We start from the raw sequence: 11,679 nt of genomic DNA on the forward strand, positions 1-11,679 counted from the left end.
GCACCCCGCCGCCCCGCCCGCTCGAAGTCTCGCTGCGGCCGCTTCGGACACTCCGCCGCCCGGCCTCTGATCTCCGGTCTCCGTCGATGACTCGTTCCGTCGGAGTCCGGTACCAGCGCGCCCGGCTCCAGCCGTCTCGGGATAGCGGATCCCCCGACCGTGACAGCAGGAGCCGGGCGCCGCATCCCTGAAATGCCCCGCGCGGCAGTCCGCCGAGCGGCAGCATGCCCAGAGAGGACAATTCATGGCCAAGCCACCCCCGCCAGCACCCCGCCGACCGCAGGCACCGGCACCCCGACCTCCGGACCCGAACCCGATCCCCGCCCACGGCCGCACCGCCGCGTAGGACCACACACCCTCAAGATCAGCAATGAGACGAAGGAGATCAGCTATGGGATGGGGAACTGGCAAGGGCGGTAGCGGAGGCGACGGCAAGCACTCCGGAGGGAAGGACCCGGGCACCAGCAAGCCGTCTCCGGACGGGTCACGGCCCGCTCCGGAGCCCAAGCACAAGGGCGGTGACAAGAAGTGACGCACGCGCACCAGGCGGAGCAGAACGCAGCACAACGCGACCTGCTCCGCGCGATCGAAGCGGACCTCGGCCATGCGCCGGCCCCGGAGTGGGTGAAAGCCATGGACGCCGTTCCGCGACACCACTTCCTGCCCGAACGGATTTGGCTGGACGACGGCGAGGGCGGATACGCGCCCTGCGACCAGCACAGCGACGCTGAGCGGTGGTACACCGCCGCCTACGCCGATGCGCCCGTAGTGACGCAGGTCAACGACGGTGCTGAGCCCGAGGAAAGCGATGTGTGGGCCTCCTCCTCGGCTTCTGCACCTTCCATCGTGCTGCGCATGCTGGAAGACCTCGACGTTCACGACGGCGCGCACGTGCTGGAGATCGGCGCGGGAACCGGTTGGAACGCCGGGCTGCTCGCACACCGGGTCGGCGAGGCCAACGTGACCACATTGGAGATCGACGGCGCGGTGGCCGCCAGGGCACGTACCGCACTCCACAACGCAGGCCTGTACCCCGAAGTGGTCTGTGCCGACGGAGAGAAGGGCTGGCCGCCGCAGGCCGCGTACGACCGGATCATCTGCACCTGCTCGGTGCGGCGCGTGCCGCACGCATGGGTGAAGCAGTCCCGGCCCGGAGGGGTGATCGTCACAGCGTGGGACAACCCGTGGATCACGTACGGGTTGCTGCGGCTGGAGGTGAACGCAGGGGTCGGCGAAGGCCGGTTCAGCCCGCACAGCGCCTTCATGCTGATGCGCGACCAGCGGACCGACCTACGGATCTACCGGGATGTCGTCCGCGACGAGCACCAGCCCGACGAGTCCAGGACCGGTCTGGCGCCGTGGGACGTGACCGGCCCGGACATCGACGCACAGTTCGCGATCGGAGTTCGGCTGCGCGATGTCTGGTACTCGCGCCAGCAGAACCCCGACGTGAAAGGCGTGTTGACACGTCTGTGGGTCGCCACCACCGACGCCACCTCATGGGCCGCGGTCGACTACGACGGCGAGCACGACGACCAGTTCACCGTCTGGCAGCACGGCCCACGTCGCCTCTGGGACGAAGTAGAGACAGCAAGCCGCTGGTGGCGAGACCACGACCGCCCGACGCCCGCTCGTTTCGGCATCACCGTCACGGCAGAGGAACAGAGATTCTGGCTCGACGACCCCGGTTCTCCCCTGGACGGCTGAGACACCAGCCCCCTCGGCGAGACGCGGCAGTGCCCCCGGTCCTCGCGAAGGTCGGGGGCGCTTCCGCGTATACGACTACGCGGCGACCGGGACGCGCTCTTCGCGGTCCGTGTTCGCGTCGTCGTCCATCAGGCTGTCGAGGTCCGCGCCGTGGGCGGTGGCGTACTTGTCGCGGTCGAGGATGTTCTCGCGGGCCGCGACGATGATCGGGATGACGGACTGGCCGGCCACGTTCGTGGCGGTCCGCATCATGTCGAGGATGGGGTCGATCGCGAGCAGGAGGCCGACGCCTTCGAGGGGGAGGCCGAGGGTGGAGAGGGTCAGGGTGAGCATGACCGTGGCGCCGGTGAGGCCCGCGGTGGCGGCGGAGCCGATGACCGAGACGAAGGCGATCAGCAGGTAGTCGCCGATGCCCAGGTGCACGTCGAAGACCTCGGCGATGAAGATCGCGGCGAGGGCCGGGTAGATCGCGGCGCAGCCGTCCATCTTGGTGGTGGCGCCGAACGGGACGGCGAAGGACGCGTACTCGCGCGGGACGCCGAGGCGTTCGGTGACGCGCTGGGTGACCGGCATGGTGCCGACCGAGGAGCGCGAGACGAAGGCGAGCTGGATGGCGGGCCAGGCGCCGCGGAAGAACTGCAGCGGGCTGACCTTGGCGACGGTGGCGAGCAGCAGCGGGTAGACGCCGAACAGGACGAGGGCGCAGCCGACGTAGACATCGGCGGTGAAGGTCGCGTACTGCTTGATCAGGTTCCAGCCGTAGGTGTTGATGGCGTTGCCGATCAGGCCCAGGGTGCCCAGCGGGGCGAGCTTGATGACCCACCACAGGGCCTTCTGCAGCAGTTCGAGAACCGCGGAGCTGAGGGTGAGGATCGGCTCGGCCTTCTCGCCGAGCTGGAGCAGCGCGATACCGACGACGGCCGCCATGAAGACGATCTGCAGCACGTTCAGCTCGGTGAACGGCGAGATGACGTCGGTCGGGATGATGCCGGTGAGGAAGTCGAGCCAGGAGCCGGTGTGCTTCGGCTTGGCGCCGTCGGCCGGGGTGAGGCCGCTGCCGGAGCCGGGGTTGGTGAGCAGGCCGATCGCGAGGCCGATGGAGACCGCGATCAGCGACGTGATCATGAACCAGAGCAGCGTGCGGGTGGCCAGCCGGGCGGCGTTGGAGACGTTCCGCAGGTTGGTGATGGAGACCACGATGGCGAAGAAGACCAGCGGCGCGACGGCCAGCTTGAGCAGCTGGACGAAGATCGAGCCGATCTCGTCGAGCGTCTTGCCGAGCCAGGCGATGTCGCCGCTGCGGGCGATCCAGCCGAGACACACACCGAGGACGAGGCCGCCGAGGATCTGCGCCCAGAACGGGATCTTGGGTATGCGTACGCGACTGGATGTAGGAGACATGTTCCGGACGCTAACACCGGAGCTTTGGGAAACTCAAAGTCATTCTTTGGGTTCTCATGACGTGGACGGCCGGAAACGGTTCGGGCCGGCGCGTGGACAGCACAAAGCCCCGCCGGGAACGGGGTGTTCCGGCGGGGCATGGCGAAGCGTGTGACGAGGGTTACCCACCGACCCCCGGGCGGTCGTGCGGACCTACGGCCCAACTGGCGTTACGCGGTGCGCGCGGCGTCGTCCGCCGCGTCCTCCGCGCTCTGGCTCTTGGCGAAGTTCGCCCGGCTGCGCTCGACGCGCGCGGAGACCTGGGCCGACGCGGCATCCCGGGCGCCGCGCAGCAGCACGAAGCTCAGCGGCGCGGAGATGACGAGCGCGAGCAGCGCAACCCACAGGAGGTTGGAGCCACCGAGCCCGGCCGGCAGGATCCGCAGGGAGACCAGACCCCAGATGACCGCGAAGCAGCCGACGAAGAGGCCAAAACGCATGGCGGTGTAACGGAACATGCTTCCAGTGAAGCACGGCCCCCCGACGATCAGTGCAGGGGGAGCCACATAGTGATGTCGTCGCGGAAGTCGTCGGCGGCGACGCGGATCGCGTCCGGTACGCGGCCGACTTCCTTGAATCCGCAGGCGGCGTAGAAGGCGTCCACGCCGGTGCCGCCGCGCACCCCGAGCCGGAGCGCGTCGAAGCCCAGGTCGCGGGCGAAGTCGACGGCCTCGGCCAGCATCCGCCGGCCGCGCCCGCCGCCCTGCAGGACCGGGTCGACCATGACGGTGACCAGCGTGCACCAGTGCCGCATCAGCCGGTGGGTGTTGAGCTTCAGGAAGACCGTGCCGACCGCCCGCCCGTCCTCGTACGCGACGAGCAGCCGCTGGGTCCCCGCGCCGACCGACTCGAACTGCCCGTCGGCGACCGGGCGTACGTCCTCGGCCTTGACCGGCGGGACGAAGCCGACCGCGCCGCCGGCGTTGGAGGCGTCGGTCCAGATCCGGAGGATCTCTTCGCGGAGGCCGGTGGACAGCTCGGGGTCACGCGCAAAGGTAAGGGTCATAGGTCAATGCTAGCCATTACTCCGGCGGCCCGGCAACGGGCTTCCACGGCTTGGGACAGCGCGAAGGCCCCGGCACCACGCACCTGCGCGTGGCACCGGGGCCTTCGGCGAACAGAGATGACGTCAGAGGCGCATCGGCTGCGGGGACTCGCGCCGTTCGGCGTTCGGCCCCGGGTACTCGCGGATGATCTCGTAGCGCGTGTTGCGCTCGACCGGCCGGAACCCGGCGTCGCGGATCAGCTCGAGGATGTCGTCCCGGTTCAGCTTGTTCGGCGTGCCGAAGTCGTCCGCGTCATGGGTGATCTTGTACTCGACGACCGAGCCGTCCATGTCGTCCGCGCCGTGCTGCAGCGCCAGCTGGGCGGTCTGCACCCCGTGCATCACCCAGAAGACCTTGACGTGCGGCACATTGTCGAAGAGCAGCCGGGAGACGGCGAACGTCTTGAGCGCGTCCGCGCCGCTGGCCATGGTGGTGCGGGCCTGCAGCGTGTTGCGGATCTTGCCGTCCTTCATGTCCACGAAGTCGTGCTGGTACCGCAGCGGGATGAAGACCTGGAAACCGCCGGTCTCGTCCTGCAGCTCGCGCAGTCGCAGCACGTGGTCCACCCGGTGCTTCGGCTCCTCGATGTGCCCGTAGAGCATCGTCGAGGGGGTCTTGAGACCCTTGGAGTGCGCGAGACGGTGGATCCGGGACCAGTCCTCCCAGTGGGTGCGGTGGTCCACGATGTGCTGCCGGACCTCCCAGTCGAAGATCTCGGCGCCGCCGCCGGTCAGCGACTCCAGGCCCGCGTCGATCAGCTCGTCCAGGATGTCCGAGGCCGACAGACCGGAGATCGTCTCGAAGTGGTGGATCTCCGTCGCCGTGAACGCCTTCAGCGAGACGGACGGCAGCGCCTCCTTGAGGGCCTTCAGCGAGCGCGGGTAGTAGCGCCACGGCAGCGTCGGGTGCAGACCGTTGACGATGTGCAGCTCGGTGAGGTTCTCGCCCTCCATCGTCTTCGCGAGACGGACGGCCTCCTCGATGCGCATCGTGTACGCGTCCTTCTCGCCCGGCTTGCGCTGGAACGAGCAGTAGGCGCACGACGCGGTGCACACGTTCGTCATGTTGAGGTGCCGGTTGACGTTGAAGTGAACGACATCGCCGTTCTTCTTCGTCCGTACGTGGTGTGCGAGACCACCCAGCCAAGCGAGGTCGTCGGACTCGTAGAGGGCGATTCCGTCCTCACGGGTCAGCCGCTCACCCGCGTAGACCTTCTCCTCCAGCTCACGCTTGAGTCCAGCGTCCATGCTGCCGCCTCCTAGTTGCATTCGACCCGACCAAAACTACTCCCCCGGTTCACGACGGCGAGCAGCCCCCGCTCACACCTCTTCGGGGAGCGAGCCGACCCGGTTCTCCCACTTCGTGGAGAGCACGATCGTGGTCCGGGTACGGGCCACGCCCTTCGTCCCGGACAGCCGGCGGATCGTCCGCTCCAGGCCGTCCACGTCGCCGACCCTGACCTTGAGCATGTACGAGTCGTCGCCGGCGATGAACCAGCAGTCCTCGATCTCGTCCAGGTCGCGCAGCCGGTGCGCCACGTCCTCATGGTCCGCCGCGTCGCTGAGCTGCAGCCCGACCAGGGCGGTCACGCCGAGGCCGAGCGCCACGGGCGCGACGGTGGCCCGGTAGCCGGTGATCACCCCGGCCTGCTCCAGCCGGTTGATCCGGTCGGTGACGCTGGGCCCGGAGAGCCCCACCAGCCGTCCCAGCTCCGCGTACGAGGCCCGCCCGTTCTCGCGCAGCGCCTGGATGAGCTGCCTGTCCACCGCGTCCATATGCCTGGACCCTCCCGTTCATGCATCGATTGCGCCGTGCGAACAAGAATCTAAGGCATCCGCGACCCTGCGGCCTGCGCATCAGCGCGCCGGTCAGGCGGAACCGGCCGATCCGAGCTCGCCTTCCCACCTGCGGTACAGCTGGTGGGGCACCGCAGCCGCGTCCAGCACCCGCCCGGCGACGAAGTCCACCAGGTCCTGGATGTGCCGGGCGCCCGCGTAGAAGGCGGGTGACGCGGGCAGGACGACCGCGCCCGCCTCGTCGAGCGTCACCAGGTGCTTGAGCGTCTGGCCGTTCAGCGGTGTCTCGCGGACCGCGACCACCAGGGTCCTGCGCTCCTTGAGGGTGACGCTCGCCGCCCGCTGCAGCAGGTCCTTCGACAGTCCGAGCGCGACCCCCGCCACACAGGCGGTACTGGCCGGCACGATGAGCATCCCCTTGACCGGGTAGGAACCGGAGGACGGTCCGGCCGCGAGATCACCCGCGGCCCAGAACCGGACGTCCGAGAGTTCCGCGTCCGACAGATCGAACTGCCCGTCCTTGCCGTCGGCGCCGCGCGCCAGCCAGGTCCGCAGGTCCTCGCGCCAGTGCGCGTCCCGGAACGCGTGTCCCGTCTCGTCGAGCAGCGTCAGCCGGGCGGCCCGGCTGACCACCAGGTCCACCGCCTCGCCGGCGCTCAGCAGCCCCCGGAGCACGGCGGCGGCGTACGGCGTCCCGGATGCTCCGGAGACCCCGACGATCCACGGTTTGCGCAGGCTCGTGTCCACCCGGCGAGCCTATCCGGCCGCCCGGGACGGCCGGCGGCGGGAGAGGGCTCTCGCCGGGAACCACTCCGGATGTCGGTGGCGTTGTCTACGGTAGGGACACATGGATCTGAGGGGGGCCTCGGTGAGTCACAGCTACGAACCGACCGCGGACCGATCCGCGCAGGCGAGTATCGGTCTGGCGCCGCCGCGCGGCGGAGCGAGGGTCACGGCGGCCGCCGCGCTCATGCTGGGTTGGGTGGGGCTGCTGTGGCTGCTCGAAGCCGTCGACGTGGCGACGAACCACTCGCTCGACACCTTCGGCATCGTGCCGCGCGAGACCGGCGAGCTGCGTGACATCATCCCGGCCGCGTTCATGCACTTCGGCTTCGCCCATGTCGCGGCCAACAGCCTGCCGCTGCTCGTGCTGGGGTTCATCGCCGCGCTGCGCGGCATCCGCCGCTTCCTCAGTGTGTCCTTCGTCATCATCCTGGCCAGCGGCCTGGGCGTCTGGCTCGTCGCACCCGCCCACACCAACACGGCGGGCGCCTCCGGCGTCGTCTTCGGCCTCTTCGGCTATCTGCTGGTGCGCGGGTTCGTGGACCGGCGGCTGCTGGACATAGCCGTCGGGCTCGGCGTCGCGGTGCTCTACGGGTCGATCCTGTGGGGCGTGCTGCCCACCGCCCAGGGCGTCTCCTGGCAGGGCCACCTCTTCGGGCTGCTCGGCGGTGTCGCCTCCGCCTTCTTCTTCCGCGCGCGCACGCCCGACGGATTGATGCGATGACGGATCGACGCGCCCTGACGGATCCCCGCGCCCCGACGGATGCATGCGACGACGGGTCGATCCGCCGGAAAACCCGTTCGGGCCGAGCGGCATCCACAGCTAATCTTCAGATCTCACCCGGCGTCGAAGGCCACCGGCCGAAGGCCCGCTTGTTCTACGGGAGTCACCACATCAGCACCGCACACAAGGGTCTGGCCGCCATCGGCTGCGTCGCCCTCATAGCCGGCGCCTCCGCCGCCTGCGGCACCGTCCAGCAGGCCGGCGCGGCGGCGAAGGTCAAGAACGCCGTGGACAAGCTCGGCGCGCAGAAGGCGGTCACCGCGACCGTCTCCTTCGACGCCACCGCGGACCAGATCTGGACCGCGATGAAGGGCTCCGACGGCTTCACCAAGGACAACGCGAAGATGCTCGCGGGTCTGCACGCCAAGCTCGGGCTGAGCTCGGACAAGCCACTCAAGGACGCCGCGGCCACCAAGGACGCGAAGGACGCCCCGAGCGACACGTCCTCCTTCTCCTTCCAGCTGTCCTCGGACGCCGAGGGAAAGCAGAACCTGGTCGAGATCCGGTCCATCGGCAAGAAGCTCTACCTGCGGGCCGACATCAAGGCGCTGACCGCGCTCGGCGGCGCCGCCAAGGGCGGCGACCACTCGCCGCTCGACCAGTTCCTCCCCAAGGCGGACGAGCTGCCGTCGTCGCTCGGCGTCGTCAAGGACGCGCTGGCCGGCAAGTGGATCTCGATCGACCCGGCGGCGTTCGCCGATCTCGGCAAGACCCTCGGCGGCGACAAGGGCCTCGGCAAGTCGCCGCTGCCGGTGCCGATGCCGGGTGCGTCGTCCTTCGACGCGAAGACCCAGCAGCAGCTGATCGACGCCGTCAAGAGCGCGGTCGCGCACAACGCGAAGTTCACCGACAAGGGCAGCAGCAACGGCGTGGACCACGTCACCATGACGGTCCCGGCGGGTCAGACGGCCAAGGAGCTCGCCAAGGGCTTCGCCCCGCTGGAGAAGCAGATCCCGGGCTTCAAGGCGCCGGACGTCAGCAAGGTCCCGGCGAAGGATCTCGCCGTCGACCTGTCGATCAAGGACGGCATGCTGTCCGGGATCGCCCTGGACGTCGCCCAGTTCGACGAGAAGCCCCAGGGCAAGCTCCCGCTGACCATCGGCCTCCAGGGCGGCAGCGACCCGGTCACGGCCCCGGCCGGCGCGAGGGCGCTCACCCCGCAGGACCTCATGGGCCTGTTCATGTTCGGTGCGATGAACATGAAGGACCTGGACCTCAAGGACATGGACGTCAAGGGCCTGGACCTCAGCGGCCTGGACCAGGCGGACCTCGGCGCGTAACGCCCGACACCCTCGACAGCCACGGCCCGGCCCCGGTATCCGATGGATACCGGGGCCGGGCCGTGTTCTCAGATACCGAGGCCGCGGACCGCGAGGTCGAGCAGCGCGCACAGGAACAGCGCGATGCCGATGAACCCGTTCACCTGGAAGAACGCCCGGTTCAGCCGGCTCAGATCGTGCGGCCGCACGATCGAGTGCTCGTACAGGAACGCACCCGCGACGATCGTCAGACCCACCCACCAGAACGCGCCCGCGCCGGTGGCGACCCCGTACCAGGCCAGCAGGACCGTCGTGACGACATGGCAGCCGCGCGCCCCGTACAGGGCGGCGGCGACGCCGAAGCGGGCCGGGACGGACTTGACGCCGTCCGCCCGGTCGGCGGCGACGTCCTGCGAACCGAAGATCAGGTCGAAGCCGCCGATCCACACCCCGACGGCCAGCCCGAGGATCACCGCGTCCCACGACCACTCACCGGTGACCGCGAGCCACGCACCGACCGGGCCCATCGCCTGCGCGAGGCCGAGGATCGCGTGCGGGAAGTTCGTGAACCGCTTGCCGTACGGGTAGACCACCATCGGGATGACGGCGATCGGCGCCAGCGCCAGGCACAGCGGATTGAGCAGCGCCGCGGCGCCCAGGAAGAGGACCACGGCCACCAGCGCACCGGTCCACGCGGAGCGCACCGACACCGCCCCGGTGACCAGTTCGCGCTGGGCGGTCCGCGGATTGCGGGCGTCGATCTCCCGGTCGATGATCCGGTTGCACGCCATCGCGAAGGTGCGCAGCCCCACCATCGCCACGGTGATCAGGACGAGCCGCCACCAGTGGACGGAGCCGTCCAGGTGAAACATCGCGCTGAGCGCGGCGATGTACGCGAAGGGCAGCGCGAAGATCGAGTGCTCGATCATGACGAGCCGCAGGAACGCCCTGATCCTGCCGGGCGGCGCGGGCTCCGGCGCGAAGAGGTCCGGGGTTGCGGAATCCGTGGTCACGAGAGGCCGTACTCCTTCCAGCGCCGGTCGACCTTCGCGGCCGTCTCCGGATCGGAGACCACCATCTCGGGCCAGCCGCCGTCGCGCGTGTACCCCTCCTCGGGGAGCTTACGGGTCGCGTCGATGCCCGCCTTGCCGCCCCAGAACTGCTGGTAGGAGGCGTGGTCGAGGTGGTCGACCGGCCCTTCGACGACCGTCAGGTCGCGGCCGTAGTCGGTGTTGCCGAGCGCGCGCCAGGCGACCTCGTGCAGGTCGTGCACATCGCAGTCGGCGTCCACGATGATGATCAGCTTCGTCAGCGACATCATGTGCGCGCCCCAGATCGCGTGCATCGTCTTCTGGGCGTGCTTCGGGTACTTCTTGTCGATCGAGACGATCGCGCAGTTGTGGAAGCCGCCCGCCTCCGGCAGGTGGTAGTCCACGATGTCCGGCACGATGATCTTCAGCAGCGGCAGGAAGAACCGCTCGGTGGCCCGGCCCAGCGGCCCGTCCTCCGTCGGCGGCCGGCCCACCACGATCGACTGCAGCAGCGGCCGCTTCCGCATCGTCACACAGTCGATGGTCAGCGCCGGGAACGGCTCCTGCGGGGTGTAGAAGCCGGTGTGGTCGCCGAACGGCCCCTCGGGAAGCGTCTTCCCGGGCTCCAGCCAGCCCTCCAGCACGACCTCGGCGTTGGCCGGGACCTGGAGCGGGACGGTCTTGCAGTCCACCATCTCCACCCGCTTGCCCTGCACGAAGCCCGCGAACAGGTACTCGTCGATGTCGCCGGGCAGCGGCGCGGTCGACGCGTACGTCACCGCGGGCGGGCAGCCGAAGGCGATGGCGACCGGCAGCCGCTCACCGCGCCGCTCGGCCACCTTGTAGTGGTTGCGGCTGTCCTTGTGGATCTGCCAGTGCATCCCGATGGTGTTCCGGTCGTGCCGCTGCAACCGGTACAGGCCCAGGTTGCGCACCCCGGACTCCGGGTCCTTGGTGTGCGTCAGCCCGAGGTTGAAGAACGAGCCGCCGTCCTCCGGCCAGGTGAACAGCGCGGGCAGCGCGTCCAGGTCCACGTCGTCGCCCCGCAGCACGACCTCCTGCACGGGCGCGTCGCCGGACTTCACCTTCTTCGGCGGCACGTGCGTCATCCCGGCGAGCTTGCCGAACGCCTCCCGCACGCCGGTGAAGCCGTGCGGCAGCTCCGGCTTCAGCAGCCCGGCGATCTTGTCGCTGATGTCGCTGTACGCCTGCAGCCCGAGGGACTTCAGCATCCGCCGGTCGGTCCCGAACACGTTCATCGCGAGCGGCATCGACGACCCGCGCACGTTCTCGAAGAGCAGCGCGGGGCCGCCCGCCTTGTTCACGCGGTCGGTGATCTCGCCGACCTCCAGATACGGGTCGACCTCGGCCTTGATCCGCTTGAGGTCGCCGTCCTTCTCCAGGGCCCTCAGGAAGGATCGAAGATCGTCGTAAGCCATGCCGTCCAGTATCCGCCACGCACTACCCTGTACCCGTCACCGGGCCCCTGTCGCGGCCCGTCTTCCGGCTCAGGGGGGCTCTTCCGCCATGGTCAGGTATCTACCGTTCCTGCTGGTGCTCGCGCTGTGGATCTACGCGTTCATCGACTGCCTGAACACTCCGGAGGAGGAGGTCCGCGGGCTGCCGAAGGTGGTGTGGGTGATCATCATCCTGCTCTTCGGCGAGGTCCTCGTCGGACCGATCGCCTGGCTCGTCGCGGGCCGCAACCGCCGCCGCGCGCCCGCGCGCCCGCAGTGGGTCGCGCCGGACGACAACCCGGACTTCCTCAAGGGATTGAAGGACGACACCCCGCCGTCCGGCAGCTGAGCGCCGGCCGGGCCGCCCCGGGGGGAG

Annotated in this window: 13 protein-coding genes; 5 read left to right on the plus strand and 8 right to left on the minus strand. The window is 69.3% G+C overall.

The genetic code is table 11. The features are described from left to right. Positions 1-391 precede the first annotated feature (391 nt). Both O3W51_RS12290 and O3W51_RS12295 read left to right on the plus strand, forming a co-directional pair. Positions 392-532, plus strand: coding sequence for a hypothetical protein (locus O3W51_RS12290; protein WP_187144976.1), 141 nt, complete (start codon positions 392-394; stop codon positions 530-532). After that, positions 529-1,707 (plus strand): methyltransferase domain-containing protein, encoded by a 1,179-nt coding sequence (locus O3W51_RS12295; protein WP_269285707.1) that lies wholly within the window; start codon positions 529-531, stop codon positions 1,705-1,707. Before O3W51_RS12290 ends, O3W51_RS12295 begins: the two co-directional genes overlap by 4 nt. 75 nt (positions 1,708-1,782) lie before the next feature. Here O3W51_RS12295 and O3W51_RS12300 read toward each other — a convergent pair whose 3' ends face one another. The 6 genes from O3W51_RS12300 to O3W51_RS12325 form a co-directional block, all read right to left on the minus strand. Further along, positions 1,783-3,108: a dicarboxylate/amino acid:cation symporter gene (locus tag O3W51_RS12300; RefSeq protein WP_164297550.1), complete on the minus strand. Its 1,326-nt coding sequence runs from the start codon at positions 3,106-3,108 to the stop codon at positions 1,783-1,785. 209 nt (positions 3,109-3,317) lie between these two features. After that, positions 3,318-3,605 carry a DUF4229 domain-containing protein gene (locus O3W51_RS12305; RefSeq protein WP_138355162.1) on the minus strand — a complete coding sequence of 96 codons (288 nt, stop codon included), beginning with the start codon at positions 3,603-3,605 and terminating at the stop codon, positions 3,318-3,320. 29 nt (positions 3,606-3,634) lie between these two features. Beyond that, positions 3,635-4,153, minus strand: coding sequence for a GNAT family N-acetyltransferase (locus tag O3W51_RS12310; RefSeq protein ID WP_138355161.1), 519 nt, complete (start codon positions 4,151-4,153; stop codon positions 3,635-3,637). A 123-nt stretch (positions 4,154-4,276) separates the two neighbouring features. Beyond that, a complete protein-coding gene (gene mqnE / locus O3W51_RS12315; RefSeq protein ID WP_138355160.1) occupies positions 4,277-5,440 on the minus strand; it encodes an aminofutalosine synthase MqnE in 1,164 nt (387 codons plus the stop codon). Positions 5,441-5,512: 72 nt separating this feature from the next. Next, entirely contained in the window at positions 5,513-5,968 is a 456-nt protein-coding gene (locus O3W51_RS12320; protein WP_138355159.1) for an Lrp/AsnC family transcriptional regulator, read from the minus strand. 93 nt (positions 5,969-6,061) lie between these two features. Further along, complete coding sequence (locus O3W51_RS12325) at positions 6,062-6,736, minus strand: UbiX family flavin prenyltransferase (RefSeq protein ID WP_138355158.1); 675 nt, start codon at positions 6,734-6,736, stop codon at positions 6,062-6,064. Between the two features lie 223 nt (positions 6,737-6,959). Here O3W51_RS12325 and O3W51_RS12330 point away from each other — a divergent pair, with 223 nt between their 5' ends. Both O3W51_RS12330 and O3W51_RS12335 read left to right on the plus strand, forming a co-directional pair. Next, entirely contained in the window at positions 6,960-7,496 is a 537-nt protein-coding gene (locus tag O3W51_RS12330; protein WP_232484780.1) for a rhomboid family intramembrane serine protease, read from the plus strand. A gap of 149 nt (positions 7,497-7,645) precedes the next feature. Then, a complete protein-coding gene (locus tag O3W51_RS12335) occupies positions 7,646-8,836 on the plus strand; it encodes a hypothetical protein (protein WP_138355156.1) in 1,191 nt (396 codons plus the stop codon). A 68-nt stretch (positions 8,837-8,904) separates the two neighbouring features. On the opposite strand, the gene mqnP is transcribed toward O3W51_RS12335, so the two are convergent. Continuing rightward, positions 8,905-9,828: a menaquinone biosynthesis prenyltransferase MqnP gene (gene mqnP / locus O3W51_RS12340; RefSeq protein WP_138355155.1), complete on the minus strand. Its 924-nt coding sequence runs from the start codon at positions 9,826-9,828 to the stop codon at positions 8,905-8,907. Then, positions 9,825-11,285 (minus strand): menaquinone biosynthesis decarboxylase, encoded by a 1,461-nt coding sequence (locus O3W51_RS12345; RefSeq protein ID WP_138355154.1) that lies wholly within the window; start codon positions 11,283-11,285, stop codon positions 9,825-9,827. The genes mqnP and O3W51_RS12345 overlap by 4 nt, the downstream gene beginning before the upstream one ends. An 88-nt stretch (positions 11,286-11,373) precedes the next feature. Here O3W51_RS12345 and O3W51_RS12350 point away from each other — a divergent pair, with 88 nt between their 5' ends. Next, the gene (locus tag O3W51_RS12350; protein ID WP_138355153.1) at positions 11,374-11,652 is read left to right on the plus strand and encodes a PLD nuclease N-terminal domain-containing protein; all 279 of its coding nucleotides are present in this window, start codon (positions 11,374-11,376) and stop codon (positions 11,650-11,652) included. Positions 11,653-11,679: the final 27 nt, after the last annotated feature.

This window comes from Streptomyces sp. H39-C1 (genome assembly GCF_027158125.1).
GTDB classification, from domain to species: domain Bacteria; phylum Actinomycetota; class Actinomycetes; order Streptomycetales; family Streptomycetaceae; genus Actinacidiphila; species Actinacidiphila fildesensis.

What these genes read in the sequence shown, in the direction of transcription:
- O3W51_RS12300 (WP_164297550.1), bottom strand. Translation starts at nt 3,108, where the DNA reads ATGTCTCCTACATCCAGTCGCGTACGCATACCCAAGATCCCGTTCTGG.
- O3W51_RS12350 (WP_138355153.1), top strand. Translation starts at nt 11,374, where the DNA reads ATGGTCAGGTATCTACCGTTCCTGCTGGTGCTCGCGCTGTGGATCTAC.
- O3W51_RS12330 (WP_232484780.1), top strand. Translation starts at nt 6,960, where the DNA reads ATGCTGGGTTGGGTGGGGCTGCTGTGGCTGCTCGAAGCCGTCGACGTG.
- O3W51_RS12290 (WP_187144976.1), top strand. Translation starts at nt 392, where the DNA reads ATGGGATGGGGAACTGGCAAGGGCGGTAGCGGAGGCGACGGCAAGCAC.
- O3W51_RS12305 (WP_138355162.1), bottom strand. Translation starts at nt 3,605, where the DNA reads ATGTTCCGTTACACCGCCATGCGTTTTGGCCTCTTCGTCGGCTGCTTC.
- mqnE (WP_138355160.1), bottom strand. Translation starts at nt 5,440, where the DNA reads ATGGACGCTGGACTCAAGCGTGAGCTGGAGGAGAAGGTCTACGCGGGT.
- O3W51_RS12345 (WP_138355154.1), bottom strand. Translation starts at nt 11,285, where the DNA reads ATGGCTTACGACGATCTTCGATCCTTCCTGAGGGCCCTGGAGAAGGAC.
- O3W51_RS12310 (WP_138355161.1), bottom strand. Translation starts at nt 4,153, where the DNA reads ATGACCCTTACCTTTGCGCGTGACCCCGAGCTGTCCACCGGCCTCCGC.
- O3W51_RS12320 (WP_138355159.1), bottom strand. Translation starts at nt 5,968, where the DNA reads ATGGACGCGGTGGACAGGCAGCTCATCCAGGCGCTGCGCGAGAACGGG.